This window comes from Pseudoalteromonas sp. EB27 (genome assembly GCF_001974875.1).
In the GTDB taxonomy this organism is placed as follows: domain Bacteria; phylum Pseudomonadota; class Gammaproteobacteria; order Enterobacterales; family Alteromonadaceae; genus Pseudoalteromonas.
Window position 1 is genome coordinate 59475 of the sequence record NZ_MTQD01000019.1, and the last position, 15695, is coordinate 75169.

The 15695-nt window shown below is 38.3% G+C and carries 18 protein-coding genes, 2 tRNA genes and 1 riboswitch; of the genes, 10 read left to right on the forward strand and 10 right to left on the reverse strand.

Annotated elements, in window-relative coordinates; genetic code table 11:
* Positions 1-13: 13 nt before the first annotated feature.
* From BW142_RS18470 to BW142_RS18485, 4 genes are all read right to left on the reverse strand, one after another.
* Positions 14-412 (reverse strand): hypothetical protein, encoded by a 399-nt coding sequence (locus tag BW142_RS18470; RefSeq protein ID WP_024599692.1) that lies wholly within the window; start codon positions 410-412, stop codon positions 14-16.
* A 60-nt stretch (positions 413-472) separates the two neighbouring features.
* Entirely contained in the window at positions 473-2548 is a 2076-nt protein-coding gene (locus tag BW142_RS18475; RefSeq protein ID WP_076925879.1) for a S9 family peptidase, read from the reverse strand.
* 142 nt (positions 2549-2690) lie between these two features.
* Positions 2691-3254 carry a hypothetical protein gene (locus tag BW142_RS18480; protein WP_024599690.1) on the reverse strand — a complete coding sequence of 188 codons (564 nt, stop codon included), beginning with the start codon at positions 3252-3254 and terminating at the stop codon, positions 2691-2693.
* 96 nt (positions 3255-3350) lie between these two features.
* Positions 3351-3439, reverse strand: a riboswitch (cyclic di-GMP riboswitch).
* A gap of 88 nt (positions 3440-3527) precedes the next feature.
* The gene (locus BW142_RS18485) at positions 3528-4184 is read right to left on the reverse strand and encodes a cytochrome b/b6 domain-containing protein (RefSeq protein ID WP_024599689.1); all 657 of its coding nucleotides are present in this window, start codon (positions 4182-4184) and stop codon (positions 3528-3530) included.
* A 107-nt stretch (positions 4185-4291) separates the two neighbouring features.
* Here BW142_RS18485 and BW142_RS18490 point away from each other — a divergent pair, with 107 nt between their 5' ends.
* The 3 genes from BW142_RS18490 (at position 4292) to BW142_RS18500 (ending at position 5862) form a co-directional block, all read left to right on the forward strand.
* On the forward strand, positions 4292-4996 hold the full coding sequence (locus BW142_RS18490) for an AzlC family ABC transporter permease (protein ID WP_076925880.1): 705 nt from the start codon (positions 4292-4294) through the stop codon (positions 4994-4996).
* Positions 4993-5292 (forward strand): AzlD domain-containing protein, encoded by a 300-nt coding sequence (locus BW142_RS18495; RefSeq protein WP_004335020.1) that lies wholly within the window; start codon positions 4993-4995, stop codon positions 5290-5292. Before BW142_RS18490 ends, BW142_RS18495 begins: the two co-directional genes overlap by 4 nt.
* Positions 5293-5364: 72 nt before the next feature.
* Positions 5365-5862, forward strand: a complete 498-nt coding sequence (locus BW142_RS18500) for a glutathione peroxidase (RefSeq protein ID WP_076925881.1) — start codon at positions 5365-5367, stop codon at positions 5860-5862.
* A 118-nt stretch (positions 5863-5980) separates the two neighbouring features.
* Here the strand turns inward: BW142_RS18500 and BW142_RS18505 are convergent, their stop codons facing one another.
* Positions 5981-6166: a PA3496 family putative envelope integrity protein gene (locus tag BW142_RS18505; RefSeq protein ID WP_007579801.1), complete on the reverse strand. Its 186-nt coding sequence runs from the start codon at positions 6164-6166 to the stop codon at positions 5981-5983.
* A gap of 388 nt (positions 6167-6554) precedes the next feature.
* Between BW142_RS18505 and BW142_RS18510 the strand changes: the two genes are divergently transcribed.
* Entirely contained in the window at positions 6555-7349 is a 795-nt protein-coding gene (locus tag BW142_RS18510; RefSeq protein WP_076925882.1) for a YggN family protein, read from the forward strand.
* A 76-nt stretch (positions 7350-7425) separates the two neighbouring features.
* Here the strand turns inward: BW142_RS18510 and BW142_RS18515 are convergent, their stop codons facing one another.
* On the reverse strand, positions 7426-8868 hold the full coding sequence (locus BW142_RS18515; RefSeq protein WP_076925883.1) for a PLP-dependent aminotransferase family protein: 1443 nt from the start codon (positions 8866-8868) through the stop codon (positions 7426-7428).
* A gap of 102 nt (positions 8869-8970) precedes the next feature.
* On the opposite strand from BW142_RS18515, the gene BW142_RS18520 reads away from it, so the two are divergent.
* Positions 8971-9900, forward strand: coding sequence for an EamA family transporter (locus BW142_RS18520; RefSeq protein WP_076925884.1), 930 nt, complete (start codon positions 8971-8973; stop codon positions 9898-9900).
* Between the two features lie 37 nt (positions 9901-9937).
* Here the strand turns inward: BW142_RS18520 and BW142_RS20760 are convergent, their stop codons facing one another.
* On the reverse strand, positions 9938-10336 hold the full coding sequence (locus BW142_RS20760; protein ID WP_253188825.1) for a hypothetical protein: 399 nt from the start codon (positions 10334-10336) through the stop codon (positions 9938-9940).
* Between the two features lie 197 nt (positions 10337-10533).
* Positions 10534-11073: a diacylglycerol kinase family protein gene (locus BW142_RS18530; RefSeq protein ID WP_253188826.1), complete on the reverse strand. Its 540-nt coding sequence runs from the start codon at positions 11071-11073 to the stop codon at positions 10534-10536.
* Positions 11074-11400: 327 nt separating this feature from the next.
* On the opposite strand from BW142_RS18530, the gene BW142_RS20765 reads away from it, so the two are divergent.
* The 4 genes from BW142_RS20765 (at position 11401) to BW142_RS18545 (ending at position 12790) form a co-directional block, all read left to right on the forward strand.
* On the forward strand, positions 11401-11541 hold the full coding sequence (locus tag BW142_RS20765; RefSeq protein ID WP_004335040.1) for a hypothetical protein: 141 nt from the start codon (positions 11401-11403) through the stop codon (positions 11539-11541).
* Positions 11542-11760: 219 nt separating this feature from the next.
* A tRNA-Ser gene (locus tag BW142_RS18535) sits at positions 11761-11851 on the forward strand.
* A gap of 52 nt (positions 11852-11903) precedes the next feature.
* Positions 11904-11996 (forward strand) — tRNA-Ser (locus BW142_RS18540).
* 305 nt (positions 11997-12301) lie between these two features.
* Positions 12302-12790: a DUF4124 domain-containing protein gene (locus tag BW142_RS18545; RefSeq protein ID WP_076925885.1), complete on the forward strand. Its 489-nt coding sequence runs from the start codon at positions 12302-12304 to the stop codon at positions 12788-12790.
* On the opposite strand, the gene BW142_RS18550 is transcribed toward BW142_RS18545, so the two are convergent.
* Positions 12774-13898: an aminotransferase class V-fold PLP-dependent enzyme gene (locus BW142_RS18550; protein WP_076925886.1), complete on the reverse strand. Its 1125-nt coding sequence runs from the start codon at positions 13896-13898 to the stop codon at positions 12774-12776. The genes BW142_RS18545 and BW142_RS18550 overlap by 17 nt on opposite strands.
* Before the next feature lies 1 nt (position 13899).
* Positions 13900-15069: a monodechloroaminopyrrolnitrin synthase PrnB family protein gene (locus tag BW142_RS18555; protein ID WP_076925887.1), complete on the reverse strand. Its 1170-nt coding sequence runs from the start codon at positions 15067-15069 to the stop codon at positions 13900-13902.
* Between the two features lie 136 nt (positions 15070-15205).
* On the opposite strand from BW142_RS18555, the gene BW142_RS18560 reads away from it, so the two are divergent.
* Positions 15206-15661 carry an Lrp/AsnC family transcriptional regulator gene (locus BW142_RS18560; RefSeq protein WP_076925888.1) on the forward strand — a complete coding sequence of 152 codons (456 nt, stop codon included), beginning with the start codon at positions 15206-15208 and terminating at the stop codon, positions 15659-15661.
* Positions 15662-15695 lie beyond the last annotated feature (34 nt).

Consider the following 15695-nt stretch of genomic DNA (forward strand, 5'->3'; position numbering starts at 1 on the left):
ATACTCATATTAATTACCAGTTCTGTTTTATATAACTATCACTTGGATGCACTAATAAATAGCTTTCGGTATCTTTATAAAAATTAACTTCTACATCGCTATTTTTCCATACCTTTTCAAACATATCTTTAGCTATGATATTAATGTTTATATAGTCAACACGTTGATAGCCACGCTCTTTTACACCCGCAAAATAGGCCTCTAACGAATCAAGACTATCTAAAGTTAACAGTTCAAACTCTTTTAAGTTAACAACCACAAACTTAATTGTATTTTTAGGATGAAAGCTCAATTCTTGAATAACACCATTAGTTAACGATGTTATACCTTCATTGTTAAAGCTCCCCTTCAACTTCAAATACATATGAGGGGGCTGTGAACAAATCTGAAATTCGCCATGTGCTCCAAACATAAATTACCTTCTATATATCAACTTCTATATATAGAGTAATACAATTTTCCGATTTTGCAGTTAATTTAACAGCGCAATAAAAAAGGCCATTTCGAGGGCTTTTTCTTCTAAGCTTTTAAAACGACCTGATGCACCGCCATGACCTGCATCCATATCCGTTTTAAAGACTAAAATGTTACTGTCTGTTTTAAGTTCACGCATTTTTGCAACCCACTTCATAGGCTCCCAATACTGTACTTGTGAGTCATGAAGACCGGTAGTAACGAGTATGTTCGGATAGTTTTGTGCGCTAATATTGTCATAAGGCGAGTAAGCTTCTATCACATCATAAAATTGAGGCTCATTTGGATTACCCCATTCATCGTATTCATTTGTTGTGAGTGGAATACTCTCATCAAGCATTGTGGTTAATACGTCTAAAAATGGTACATGACAGCCAACACCGCAATATAACTCTGGTGCCTGGTTTACAACCGCCCCCATTAATAAGCCACCAGCACTGCCGCCTGAGGCAAACACCTTATTGCTATCACAATAACCTTGATCAACAAGCGCTTTTGTCACATCAATAAAGTCACTAAAGCTATTTTGTTTATGCTCTTTTTTACCTTGCTCATACCATTCGCGGCCTAGCATTTCAGAGCCTCGGACATGCGCTATTACATAAACAAAACCACGATCGAGCAAGCTCAGTGATGAGCTTGAAAAACTAGGATCAATCGTATAACCATAGGCGCCATAGCCGTATTGAAATAACGGATTTGTACCCTCTTTTTTAAAGCTGTCTTTTCGATAAACAACAGATACAGGTACTTCAACTCCGTCGCGTGCAGTTATCATTAACCGCTCCGACTGATAGTCATCAGCATTAAAACTACCGAGTACTTTTTGCTGTTTAAGTAATGTTTTTTCGCCCGTTGCTAAATCAACATCATATAAAGAGCCCGGTGTTGTTAAGCTCGAGTAATAAATACGCGCAGTGCGAGTGTCTGGCTCTGGGTTCATTGCTATTGCTGCATAATAACAAGGATCGGCAAACTCAAGTGCCATACGATCCCCTTGCTTATTAACAACTACAAATCGAGCTTGCCCTTGCTCGCGTTCACTTAATACTAAAAAGTCATTAAATAACTCTACACCTTCAAGCAGTACATTTTCTCTGTGAACTGTATGCTCAAGCCATTGTGTTTTATCAGCAATCGTTTCGTTTGTTGCCGTCATTAGTCTAAAGTTTTTAGCTTGCCAGTTAGTCACAATATAAAATGTGTCACCTAGCTTATCTACGTCAAACTCATGGCCATCTTCACGCGGCATTAATGCTTTAAATTCGCCAGTGGGCTTATTAGCATCCAGCACCCATGTATCGTTGGTCTCTGTCGATGCTAAATCAATAATAATTAAGCCTTCGTCGCGGCTTTTACCAAGTCCCATAAAAAAGCTGCTGTCTTGCTCTTCATAAACCATTACGTCTTGGCTTTGCTCGCTGCCAAGCTCATGCCTAAATACTTGGTATCCTAGTAGCGTTTTTAAATCTTTTTTTACATAAAAAACGGTTTTATTGTCGTTAGCCCAAACAACTTGCCCTTCTGTATTTTCAAGTACATCAGGTAGCATTTCACCGGTCGCTAAGCTTTTAAAGCGAACATTATAAATACGACGCCCTTCAGTATCTTCGGAGTAAGCCATAAGCTGCTCACATGGGCTTAGTGCGACTTCTCCTAGTTCAAAAAACTCAAATCCCTCAGCTAATATATTTACATCGAGTAAAAGCTCTTTATTATCAGCCTTTATGCTCGTGCTTCTATAATGGCGAGAGTACTCATCATCACCACGAACTTCTGAGTGATACCAGTATTTTCCGTCTTTAACGGGTACCGAGTTATCGTCTTTTACAATGCGTGCTTTTAACTCTTCAAAAAGTGTATTTTGAAGTGGCTTCATTGCAGCTAACTGTTCATCGCAATATGCATTTTCAGCATGTAAATGTGCAAGTACTTGCTCATCCTGACGATCGTCATCACGCATCCAATAGTAATTATCAGTGCGTATTTTATTATGAGTACTTAATGTATGGGCTTGCTGTTTAGCAATCGGGAAATTAGGTAATAAACTTAAAGAGTAGTCAGGACGAGACACAACAAAACCAATTAAAAAAATAATGTGATTTGCAGTTTATCATAAAAATAAAAAAGCCCATCCAATAGTTGGATGGGCTAAAACGGTAAACGCTTCATTATTAAAACCGCTATACCTTTGGGAAGATAATTCACTAACAACCTTATATTTGCTGCCAAGCCATAGCCCAACTTTGTCCAACACCGGGCTCGAACATAAACTTTTTATCGTCACTCGCGCGGCAAAACTCATTAAATGGCCAAGGCCTACATTGATAAACATGCCCTGTTTTTGGCTGCAATACCTTTGTACCCGCATTATAGTTTTCACAATTTTCAGGGTACACGTAATCATAAGAATCAAGGTTATTAACAACACGCTCGTCGCATTTTGCAATACAATGAAAATCGACATGCGCTTTACATATACCACTGCTTTGCAATGCAAAAATTTCATTATTTCTATAGGCTACAATTAAGCCTTGCTCGGTCATTTTACCTGCGCTAACCAGAGGAACATGCACGTTAATATGCTCGGCAACTAAGCGTGGCCATGCGTGAGGTTCACCTTGCTCAAGCGAGGTGATTTTGTAATCAAATGATAAACTAACTAGCTCTCCTTGCATGTCGTAAAAGGTTACACTCACCACATCGCCAATAAACAATTGGGTATGATGATTTAAGCAACCTATTGTTGACCACTTTCCACAGGCCAACGACGTATGCATAAACACGGCAACACCTTAAGAGTTACAAAATCTTATCCATACACTATGGATACACAAAAAATACACTGAGGGCAAGTGATACATAACAACACGTTATGCAGTAGTCCCGCTACCATAGCTTTATAAAAAGCCTTAGACCGGAAACTTTGCGCCCTAATCTTTCGATTAGTTTGCCAGCAATGCGGCGATTATAATTCGGCCCCGCATAACAATCAAACAAAAGAATGTAACCAAAAATAAAAACCAATCCTTTAAGATTGGTTTAATGTGTTTTTAACTAAATAAATAAGCTAAAGGTTCTTTCGCCCACGTAAATATCAGCAATACCAATAAAGATATAAATATTAGCCATGCAGGCCAAGACGCTTTTGTTACTTTAGCCTCAGAGTCATCTGCTTTTAACTCTTTTGAGCCTGTGATCATCGCCTTAACTAGCGGCTTACCTTTTATTCTATAAACAATAATAGCTAATACATGTAAACCAATAGCATAAAGTAAAATGTCAAAATTCAGCTCATGTAGCCAATTTGCAAAATCAATCGTATCGCTAGACACATATTGAGCAAGCGGGCCGTCAGTTAAAATGCCATCACTACTCATTAACCCGGTAATAAGCTGCGTAATTATAATTATAAAAAATACCATTACCATACAGCTGCCAGGTGCTGAATGGCCTAGCGAGTCACTTGGTGTCTTTAGTGCCTTTAAAATAGCACGAGGAGAGTGCAGCAACCCACTTAATCTCGCGGTTTTACTTCCGATAATGCCCCATATTAAACGCGTTACGATGAGTGCTAAAGTAAAGAACCCAGCAACAAAATGAAGCTCAATCATGCCCTCTTCAATACTAAAATAAAGCACCGCAATACTTACAACCAAAAACCAATGAAAGCATCTAATAAACCCATCCCACACTTTTAACGTCGTCATTGCGCCTATCCTTAAAAAAACAGTATTATCTAATTCGTTAACTACTTTAACATCATAATATTAAGGTATCCTTATGAGCCATTCTACAAGCCGTGCGAGTAAATATCATGCAACCAGTTAAAAAAGCTATTTTAAAAGGCTTTTTAGATATGCTACCACTGTGTTTAGCGGTTATTCCTTGGGGTATTTTATGTGGTTCTTTAGCGATTCAAAATGGCTTTAGTGCACTAGAAACCCAAGCAATGTCGTTATTAGTCTTTGCAGGCTCTGCACAGCTTGTTGCAATTGAACTTATAGCGGGCAACACACCATTGCTCACAATTTTATTCACAACATTTATTATTAGCTCTCGGCACTTTTTATACGGTTTAGCTGTGCGTCATAAGGTCATTGATCAACCTATGCGTTGGCGCTTACCAGTAAGTTTTGTATTAACCGATGAGCTATTTGCATTTTCTCACCATAGAAAAGCATACAGAACAAAAACACGTTTAATATACGCATTGAGCGCTGGTTTTAGCTTTTATATTGCATGGAATATTTGGACGTTAATTGGCATTGTAGCAGGCACAATGCTGCCCGATTTAACTAATTTAGGGCTCGACTTTGCCATTGCTGCCACGTTTATAGCTTTGGTTATTCCGGGCATTAAAAATTTAGCCTCACTCGTTACGGTAATTGTAGCAGGCATTAGTGCAACGCTTTTAAAAAGCACAGGATTTGAGTTATGGCTTGTTTGCTCAGCGCTGCTGGCAATGGCAGCAGGTTACAGCACAGCAAGACTAACCACTAAAAAGGAAGTAACGCCATGATGACGACTATTTTACTCATGGCGTGCATTACATTTTTTACGCGTTATTTATTTTTGCACCGTGCTTTACCGTTTAAAGTAGGCCCTAAAATGCAGCAATTTTTAAGCTTTAGTGCACCGGCAGTGCTTACAGCAATTTGGGTGCCTATCGTGTTTTTGAATGAAGATGGCATTAACTTAAACTGGCAAAATCCTTATTTAAGCGCCGCGATAGTTGCCATTATTGTTGCCTACAAAACACATAATATCTATTACACAACGCTTGCCGGTATGGGGCTATTTCTAATTTTAAATTAGTGCGATCTTTATACTTTATGAAATACTGCACTCAGGTTAAAATGCGGCTAACAACAATAAAAAGACACCAATATGCACGCATTTCATCAATTAAGCGCAACGAGCTTACAGGGTCAGCCTATCAACTTTAATGATTTTGAAGGTAAAGTTGTGCTTATTGTTAATACCGCAAGTAAATGTGGATTTACCTATCAATACGAGTCTCTGCAAGCTTTGCACAATAAGTATGCCAGCCAAGGTTTAGTTATTCTGGGATTTCCGTGCAATCAATTTGGTCAACAAGAACCCGGCGACGCTACACAAATAGAGCAAGGGTGCTTAATTAATTTTGGTGTGAGTTTTTTAATGGCGGCCAAAGTAGATGTAAACGGTAAGCATGCTCATCCAGTCTTTCGTTATTTAAAATCAGCCTTGCCTGGTTTTTTAACACGCAAAATAAAGTGGAATTTTACTAAGTTTTTAATTGCAGCAGATGGCACGCCAATTAAACGCTATGCACCTTTCACTAAACCCGAAAAGCTAGAGCTTACAATTCAAAAAGCATTAGCAAAGGCTAAAAGCACGCTTTAAAAAGTAATAAAGAGGCGCAAGGCCTCTTTATTGCCAATACTATTGAGACTTAAACATACACATAACTGCACATTTAAATTCTCAATATTAATTGGTATTTTATTTATACTAGTGAAATTTAATCGGTGTAATCGCTTAAATCGTCTTCGCCTAGATTTTTACGCAAGCGTTTTTGCTCAAGGTAGTCTTCCAACTTCTTTTTAACCTTTTGCTTGTTCTTATCGTGTTGATTACGTCCGAGCATTTCGTACTCGTCTTCAACAAAATCGTCATCTAGCGCATCGTAACTAAATGTCTTACCCACAACCCACTCCATAAAGTGTTTGAGACCAACCAAGGATATTATTATCGCAATAGCCGGTAAAATTAAAAATGTTTAATGCCAAAGTGCTCTGCAAATTAACATCAAAATAAAGCCACGTGACTACTGTAAATAGTCTTCATGTCAGTAATGTGAATAAATAGCGCTAAATTTGAATTGAGGAAAGTGAGAGTTTTTTATCGTATCGATAAATAAAATTTATTAATTTTTATTAGTTAGCCAATTTGACTAAAAAATAGTTATTTATTAATTATTTTGACTTGCTAAAAAATAAAGAGAATCACTTAATCAATTGTTTTTTATGAAAAAATAAAACTGGCATCAAACTTGTTATTAATTAATCGTCATCAACAAAAAGTAGAGAACAAACATGAAAAAATTACTATTAGTTAGCGCATTAATTTGTACGCCAGCCGCTATGGCTCATAACAACAACGATTCTGCAATTTCATTTAGTAACGATGAATGTAACGTCGAATTTAAAAACGATGTACGTATTAAGCCAAACGAATTAGAAATTTTTACCGCCAATAATAAAACTATGCAATTTAATTCCCATGGTGACTTAACCGTTAATGGCGAGCTTGTAGCGCTTAATAGCTCACAACGCGAAGCACTGAATAAGTACTCTGACAGCTTACGCACTCAATTACCTGAAGTAGCTAATATAGCGTTAGAGGGGGTTAAAATTGCCGGTGTGGCATTAGAAGAAGTAGGCAATGCATTTAATATTGACGGTCTTGATAATATGTCTGAGCTTATGGACGATATTAAAATTGAGGTAGAAAACACATTTTACCAGCAAGGTACATTTGTAATGGGCCAACAAAGTTTTAATCAATTTGGCGAAAACTTTGAACAACAATTTGAGCAGCAGATAGAAACAGCGGTTGAATCAGCAGTAATGCAATCAATGGGCAGTATTTTAGTGGCTTTAGGTTCTGAGTTACTTGGTTCAGGCGGCGATATGGATGCCTTTGAACAACGCATGGAAAATATGGGTGCACAAATAGAAGAAAAAGTAGAGCTACATGCAAGCGCACTTGAAGAGAGAGCTAACTCTTTATGTGAAACCTTTGCTGATATTGCAAAACAAGAAGAGCAATTAGTAATGCAAGTGCCAGAGCTTAAAGGTTACCAGTTATTTAGCTTTAAACAAAATTAGTACAGCAAACGTTATTTAACATCCCTTTGGCAGCACTTAAGTTTACTTAAATGCTGCTTTTTTGTGTTTCCCAAACTTACTTTTTAGCTAATAAAGTGAGCTTACCCAGAGTAATAATGGCTTGCTCTATCTGCTCGCTCCACGGCACACCATAACTTAACCTTACGCAGCTTTTATACTTATTAGAGGCTGAAAAAATAAGCCCAGGGGTAATACTAATACCAACTTCAAGAGCAAGTAAAAATAATTTTTGACTATCGTACTCGCTTCCTAAATCTAGCCACATTACACAGCCTCCTTTTGGATCGCTTATACGTGTATTTTTTGGCATAGCGTGTTGTAAACACCATCGCATACGCTCTTTGTTATCGCGCAGGCGCTGCCTGAGTACCTTTAAGTTACGGTCGTACTCACCGCTGGCAATAAATTCTGATAACGCCCATTGATTTATTAACGAAGCGGAGCAACTTAGTGCTCGTTTATATCGCCTCGCTTGCGTTGCAAATTTACCGGCAACTAACCAACCTACACGATAGCTCGGCGCAGCCGTTTTAGAAAAAGATGAGCAACTGATCACTAATCCTTTTTTAGAATACGCTAAAGCAGGTGTGCCTCGTTTCGCCGTAAAATATAAATCGCCGTATACGTCATCTTCAATAAGCACTACGTCGTGGCTTTCGAGTAACTCCACCAGCTTCTGCCTGTTTGTATCTGGCATAAAGCTGCCTACAGGGTTGCTAATTGCTGTCGAGAATAAACACGCTTTTATGTCATGCTCATTTAAAGCGCGATCCAAATCGCTTAACCAAATGCCATTATCTGGACACAGTGGTATTTCGAGCGCTTTAAGCCCTAAGCTTTCTATTAGCTCTATAATTCCGTGATAACAAGGAGTCTCAATAGCCACTACATCGCCTGGCTTTGTCACGCACTTAAGCGCAATAGCCATAGCCTCTTGCGCACCATTGGTGATCACAAGCTCGTCCATATCAATACCAATGCCAAAATCTAAATAGCGATGCACTAATTGTTTTTTCAGTGGTACAAACCCATCAGTTGGGCCATAATTTATGGCTTTACTGCCCGCAATTGTCATTACACGGCGCATGTTTCTGGCGAGTGCTTTATCGGTAGGTGCTGCTGCAATTGGGTTGGCGATACCAAAAGGGACTACGTTAGCTTGATGAATCGCGCTATACACCTGCTCTATTAAGGCTTGTTTATTTACCACAACAGGTTCGCGACTTAATTTAACTCGCTTAGGTAAATTATGAGCCATGCTAACGACTTTTAAAAAATATCCTGATTTTTCACGCGCCTCTACCAACCCTTGATCTTCAAGTGACTGGTAAGCCTGTTTTACAGTGGGGATACTTATATTTAAGTTATCTGCCATTTTACGCAGTGATGGAAGTTTTTCGCCGGGGAGTAAAACTTGTTGAGCGCTCATATCTCTAATCAACTGAATAACTTGCTGATATAAAAACTCATGCCCTTGGCTATTTTTTTGTCTTATCATCACACACCAAATCTGTATAGGTTACATTTTTACTTTTCTGTATATGGTAAGTATACAGATAGGTCTTAAAATAGCCATTCAATCGGGCTTTGGAGACTAACCATGAAAAGTGCAGCGCTATACATTACAACCGTTTTAATTTGGGGCTCAACTTGGTTAGCCATAGAGTTTCAGTTAGGTGATATTGCGGTAGAGTTATCGTTATTTTATCGCTTTGCTATTGCAGCGCTTTTAATGTGGTTATATGTAGCGTACAAAAAACCCGACATGCGATTTAAGTTACTGGATCATGGCTTTTTTGTTTTATTAGCTATTTGTAATTTTGGATTAAATTATTTAATGCTTTACTGGGCACAAAATCACCTTACCTCAGCCATGACCTCTATTGCCTTTTCAATGCTGCTGGTTATGAACATAGTCAATACTCGGTTATTTTTTGGTAAGCCAATCTCAAAACGAATTTATACAGGTGCTCTTCTCGCTGTATTAGGTATTACGTGTCTGTTTTGGCCACAGTTACAGCAGTTCGACTTGAGTAATGGTGCGTTGGTCGGGTTACTACTTGCCCTTGGTGGCACCTTTGTGGCTTCATTAGGAAACATGGTAAGCGTTCGTAATTCTCGTAAACAAATTGGTGTATTGCAAGGCAATGCATGGGGCATGCTATACAGCGCTATAGGCTTGGCTTTATATGTATTAATGAACGATGTGCAATTTAGTTTGAATGCTCCACCAAGTTACTGGTTATCACTACTTTATCTATCAATATTTGGCACTGTAATCGCTTTTGGTTGCTACTTTGCTCTACTAAGAAATATAGGCCCTGAAAAAGCCAGCTACGTTATTGTTTTATTCCCATTAGTGGCAGTAACACTGAGTAGCTTTTTTGAAGGCTTTGAATGGCACGCAAATACCTTTGCAGGATTTAGCCTAGTGCTATTAGGTAACGCCATTGTGCTTACCCCAACAAAACGAATTAACGCCTTTTTAGCTAATAGAGCAGTAGCTAAAAGTGGCTCCGTCCCCAGTTAGACGCGTTATTAACGCAACTAACACAAAAGCGCCTACCCTACTGTAGGCGCTTTTTTATTGGCATATGAAAAAGTAAAGCCTGCCCATGCACACTAATAACGGCTGGAGTTTTACCTACCAGTTCACCATCTGCTTCAATCAATAACCCTTCAGTTTTTATAGAAGCTGTATTTAAGCGACTGTAGTTAAGATTTTTTATATGCTGATGGCGCTTAAAAAATAACTTCATAAAGCTTATTACATTATAAAAAAGCCCACCCGTTCGCATTTGATAACACTCAAGCAACCCATCAGTTAAATCTGCTTTTGGCGCTATTTCTAGACCACCACCAAAGTACTTATGATTAGCAAATACGGTAATTAAATTTTGATACTGCCTAGGGCGTGTTGACCTTTGGTGGTTGAATTTGCAGCAGTATGTTTGGTTTTTAGGCAAGGCAGAGCCTATGCAGTGTGGTTATTCCCCATAAGTAGGCGATAACGCAGCATAAATGCCAAACATGTGCTGCCCTTTGGGTTCTTTCTAGGGACGATTAACTCTTTGTTGCTCGGTTTTTACTTAGCCCACTAGGTTACAAACATCGCGCCGCAATTTAATCGCCCCTAGATTGAACAAATTTCAATCCACAAAGATCAACACGCCCTAACATCGTTATTAAACGTACCTTGTAACTGCTGAGCTTGATAATAAAATAGCTCTTTAATGCTCGTCCAACTGTAATCAAAAGATGAAAAACTAGCTTTAGCATTAATCGCTTTAACTACATGAGCATCAAACCCTACCCCTGCAATATTAATAAAATAGCGGCTATTAATTTTTCCTACATCAATTGCTGTCGGTGTATTAAATAATGCCTTTCGCCAATCATCTTCTTTGCAATTAAACCCTCTCGAGAAATCATTACCTGTACCGCAAGGCAATAATGCTAACGTACAGCTACTCCCTATTAACGCATTAACCGCCAAGCTCAATGTACCGTCTCCGCCAAGTACAACTACTTTGGTAAATTTACTCAGTAGCAACCTTATTTGAGCGCAGTCATCGTTAAAGCTTCCCGTTGTAGTAAACATACAATAAGAAAAACTGCGTTTTTTACAGATGCTTTTAAGCCACATTAGTGGTTTTTCACTCTGTTTTTTTGTACTTGGTTTAATAATTATTAGTAGCGACAAGCTTTTTGTTTCCAACAATGTATTTAATAACGAATAAAAAGAGTTTAATTGAATTTTTTTAATCTGAATAATTAGTCAAAAAAGGTTGTGTAAAATGCATAAAAATAAATATGAACACTCACAAGCATCAGTATTAAAGCAGATAAAGCCGACTTCATTGTAACTATTTATGCAAAAGCGATAATAAAAAACACTGAACCGCACGTTAATAAAACAAACAAGGATTAGTTTAACTAATCCGTCAGGCTCAATTTTTATCGTTGTCTTTTTAATCAAACAACGTGCAAAATGCACGCGATTTCAACATATACAACCCGGAGCAAAATAATGAAACCAATTAACACATTAAATCAAACAGCAGCAGCTCAAGTAGCAGTTAAACCAACTAACCGTAAAGCAAGAATGTTAGCTAAACTTAACACTATTGGTAAAAGACTAGCACTTAGCGGCGCAGCTCAATATAAATAATCACCCAACCATGATTATTTTTCGGTGCAGCGAACACTCAACCACTAAATGAAGTCACTTATTTAGCTCCCCCTTGTTTGCTGCAACCTATTTATTTTATTAAAAATTGCCTTAATTTCCCCTTATTTACAAAAAAAACCTCATTTACGTACGTTTTTTAGGCAAACAGTCATTTTGCTATTTACACAGCGGTATCACCTAAGTATTATTCTGCGTCACGGAGAGATGGCAGAGTGGTCGAATGCACCGGTCTTGAAAACCGGCATGGGTTTATAGCCCATCTAGGGTTCAAATCCCTATCTCTCCACCATATTTTAATTGGTGGCTTTTTTTACGTCCATCAATACAAACGGTTATGCGTTGGAGAGGTGTCCGAGTGGCCGAAGGAGCTCCCCTGCTAAGGGAGTATAGAGTTTGTAGCTCTATCGAGGGTTCGAATCCCTCCCTCTCCACCATACTTAATTTAAACCACTTAATTGTGGTTTTTTTGTGCCTAAAATTTAACACCTATACTAAATTGGGAGGGTGAGAACCCTCGACAGGGTTCGACAAAATGTCTGGAACATTTTGGGCCGCTGCAAGCGTCGCGCAGCGATTGATTACATGGATGTAAGCAAGTTTACCCTCCCTTTGGACTATACTTAATGTAAACCACTTAGTTGTGGTTTTTTGTACCTAAAAATTATAAAAACTAAACAAATTGTGCCTAGTAATAACTTAGGGCATTATTAACACAACTTTAGCCACTTTAGGTTTAGCTATGATCCGGTTCATATTGCTATCAGTTTGCGCGGCAGCACCATTTTTTACCTTGGCACAAAGTACAACAGTGTATAAGTGTGTAATTAAGGGCGTTCCTACCTTTAGCCAAACGCCTTGCGCTAAAGATGCACAAGTTATTACTCTTAAAGATATAAACGTAATTGAAGCATACAAAAGCTCTACGCCCGGTAAAGGTATTACCGACACCTCTGTGGATGACTTCTTAGAAGTTCAACAAATAGAGCGTGAAATAAAGCGCCTTGAGCTATCGATTGCACAAAGCCAAAAAGAATACGCAGCTAAAAAACAGCAGATAGATTACATGACTCAAGATAAAGCCAATCGTTTAGGCGCTTCGTCTATTGCTGATGCTATCGCAACTAAAACAAATTCGTTAAAACAAGCTTACGACGCATCAATTAATCAAACGCAGCAAAAAATAGAGTCATTAAAACAAAGAAAGCAGCTGCTTAGCCAAAACCCTTAAGCGCTCGTTTTACTATCGAAATAAACTGATCAACGTCTTCTTGAGTATTATAAATATGTGGCGATACTCGTATCCCAAATTTACGGGCATCTACACTGACTTTCGCTTTATTAAGCGCTGTAAGTACATGGTCTTGCTGCTTGTTAAAAAACAAAATAACAGTCCCGCTGCACTTATCATCACTCATAGGCGATGCAACATATTTGCCTAGTTGCTCATGAATAAGCGTAAGCATAGCTAAATTATGATCTCTTACCTTGTGAGCTGTTAGCTCTGCAAAGTAGGCAATACTATTTGCGGCGATAATATAAGGCGCTACAGAAGGGGTGCCACCCCAAAACTTGAGCGCACTGGCGCTATATTCAAAGTGGTTAATATCGAACTCAAATGGATTTTGATGCGAAAACCAACCCACATCTTTAGGCTTACAATACTCTATTTGGCTTTTGTTAACCCATAAATAAGCTGCACCTGGACCACCACATAGCCATTTAACGCTCGAGCCAATCATAAAGTCAGCATCAAGTACGCTTAAATCAAGCGGTATAACACCCGCTGACTGAGCAACATCAACTATTGATAAACTATTGGTTAATTTACTTATAGCTACAATATCGTATACAGGCGCCTGTACACCTGTATTTGAATACACATGGCTTATAAAAACCAAGTCGATATCGCAAGTTATATAGCGCTGCCAAACATTAATATCAGTTAGGTTTTCGTGCTCTGGTATAAACATAATTTGTGCGCACTCTGGTAATGCTTTTTGCATTGCAAAACCCATGCTCGGAAAATCACTTTGCGCCATAAGCACTTTACAATTTTTTTGCTGTAATCGAGGGTGCGACATAAGCAACTTTGTTAAGCCACTTGATAAATTAACTTGAGGACAAAACTGCGAACTAGGCGCATTAAATAACTTACTAAGTGCGCTAGTAAATTGCTCAACTGCGGGAAGCCATTGCTGCCAAGGTTCTTTACTTGAGCTCTCCCATGGTAAAAAATAGTGCTGTGCTAAATATTGCTGTGTATTTTTAAGAGGACGCCCTACCGAGTGGTTTAATAAATAACAGCCATCGGCCATACAAAAATCGTTTTTAAGCATGCTATTTAATCCATTCTTTAAGCGTATTTAGATCATCAAAACGTGTTTTTATATCGTCGCGTTTTGCGCTGGCTCGCCTATCTCTTAGTTTTTCGAGCGAATCAAGCAATACATGAAGCGGAGGACCACTTGCTGTTACCTTACTCATATACTGCTGTTGCATATTTTTTGAAGGCTGAGCAATAAACTTTTCAACCAGTTGATTATGATGACCGACCGCGGTGTCACCATGTAATTTACACACTTGGATAAATAACTTTGCGTGGTTTTTAAACCAATCTGTATTTTTATATTGCTCTGCTTGTAAAAAGTCATCCATAAAGCTTTGCATACGCATGGCTTCTCGCAGGATTTGTTGATCCTCTGGCATCATATATAAAAACTTATCCACCAGCATTTGCGAGTAACTAGGCTCGTTTGCACTACACAGCCCTAACAGCATATCAATCACGTTAATACCTGCAAAGTCACCAGCATTTGCCCCTCTGTAAACCTCTTTACCTACACGGTACGGTTTATAATAAGGGCGAACGCAGCTAAAAAATCGATCTGTATCGAGCTCAGAATAAAGTGCATTGTTTGACTCAATTACATCTATAAGTGCCTGTTTAGCTACTTTTAATAACTCACCACACAAGGGGTGTGAAATGCCTAACGGCAGTATTTTTAATAAAGCATCACTTGCTCGTTTATAGGCCAAAATACCTTGGGTGTTGTAATCAATAAATAGCTTTTCATCGGGTAAATTAGTAAATCGTTTATAAATACCGTTAAGTGCTTTGTTATGAGTAGTTAAATGGGCGGTAGCAAAACGAGGGGTTACGCCAATTGATGCACCAATATGCATAGCAAGCGCTGAGGCTTCTATTAGTGGAGAGGTTGTTTCTCTGCTTGGCTCAGTAATTTCATGGCGCCTACACGCAGCCATAAACAATCCTACGTTACCGAGTAAGTCAAAAGCGCTATCAAAGCCTTGATCTGTGTTGCCCTCGGCTAATAAATTGCTAATTAATGCGTTGCCTTTTTTTTCTAATTGTTGCTTTAAGGCCTCGCCTACCCCTTCTACATTTGCTTTATCGGTTTGCTGCCAATAAAGCTGCTCTAATTCACTATTTAAAGTGACAAACTCTGTTCGTATCCAGTGATCGAAAATAGCGGTATGTGTGTTCATTGTTGTGCTCTATTATTTTTATAGTTAAATGCTAACAGAGTTCAATGAGTGTAAAACGCCAAAAAAATTAGTAAAAACTGCAATACTTAGCAATAATCACTACAAATATAAAAATAATTAATAAAAGCCGACAACTATGTTAGATAAAAAAGATCAGCAATTACTCGTTGCACTGCAAAGCCAAGCTCGTATGTCGGTTTCAGACTTGGCCAGTAGTATTAACCTATCGGATACACCTTGCCTAAGACGTATAAAAAAGTTAGAGCAAGAAAACATTATTACCGGCTACCACGCCGCCATAAACCCTAAAGCACTTAACCTTAATGTGTTGGTATATGCGTTTGTGCGATTAAGCCAAAACTCGGTAAGTGCTGCAGAGCAATTTGAGCAACATGTAGAAAAATTACCACATGTATTAGAGTGTTGTGTAATATCAGGGAGCTATGATTATTTATTAAAAATAATTGCACATGATCTTGAGAGCTACGAAACATTTGTAAAACATCAACTAGGTGGCTTAAGTTGTATCGCAAATATAGAATCAACAGTTGTGCTTAAACAATCATTTAGCAAAAAACAGTTACCATTATAAAAATAACCCAAATAACTTACTGTTAGCTATACTG

Bases quoted from the DNA above. Each gene is read 5' to 3' on its own strand.
- BW142_RS18555 (WP_076925887.1), bottom strand. From the start codon at position 15,069: ATGAACACACATACCGCTATTTTCGATCACTGGATACGAACAGAGTTT.
- BW142_RS18480 (WP_024599690.1), bottom strand. From the start codon at position 3,254: ATGCATACGTCGTTGGCCTGTGGAAAGTGGTCAACAATAGGTTGCTTA.
- BW142_RS18500 (WP_076925881.1), top strand. From the start codon at position 5,365: ATGCACGCATTTCATCAATTAAGCGCAACGAGCTTACAGGGTCAGCCT.
- BW142_RS18545 (WP_076925885.1), top strand. From the start codon at position 12,302: ATGATCCGGTTCATATTGCTATCAGTTTGCGCGGCAGCACCATTTTTT.
- BW142_RS18550 (WP_076925886.1), bottom strand. From the start codon at position 13,898: ATGCTTAAAAACGATTTTTGTATGGCCGATGGCTGTTATTTATTAAAC.
- BW142_RS18520 (WP_076925884.1), top strand. From the start codon at position 8,971: ATGAAAAGTGCAGCGCTATACATTACAACCGTTTTAATTTGGGGCTCA.
- BW142_RS18470 (WP_024599692.1), bottom strand. From the start codon at position 412: ATGTTTGGAGCACATGGCGAATTTCAGATTTGTTCACAGCCCCCTCAT.
- BW142_RS18490 (WP_076925880.1), top strand. From the start codon at position 4,292: ATGCAACCAGTTAAAAAAGCTATTTTAAAAGGCTTTTTAGATATGCTA.
- BW142_RS20765 (WP_004335040.1), top strand. From the start codon at position 11,401: ATGAAACCAATTAACACATTAAATCAAACAGCAGCAGCTCAAGTAGCA.
- BW142_RS18510 (WP_076925882.1), top strand. From the start codon at position 6,555: ATGAAAAAATTACTATTAGTTAGCGCATTAATTTGTACGCCAGCCGCT.
- BW142_RS18515 (WP_076925883.1), bottom strand. From the start codon at position 8,868: ATGATAAGACAAAAAAATAGCCAAGGGCATGAGTTTTTATATCAGCAA.
- BW142_RS18485 (WP_024599689.1), bottom strand. From the start codon at position 4,184: ATGACGACGTTAAAAGTGTGGGATGGGTTTATTAGATGCTTTCATTGG.
- BW142_RS18495 (WP_004335020.1), top strand. From the start codon at position 4,993: ATGATGACGACTATTTTACTCATGGCGTGCATTACATTTTTTACGCGT.
- BW142_RS18560 (WP_076925888.1), top strand. From the start codon at position 15,206: ATGTTAGATAAAAAAGATCAGCAATTACTCGTTGCACTGCAAAGCCAA.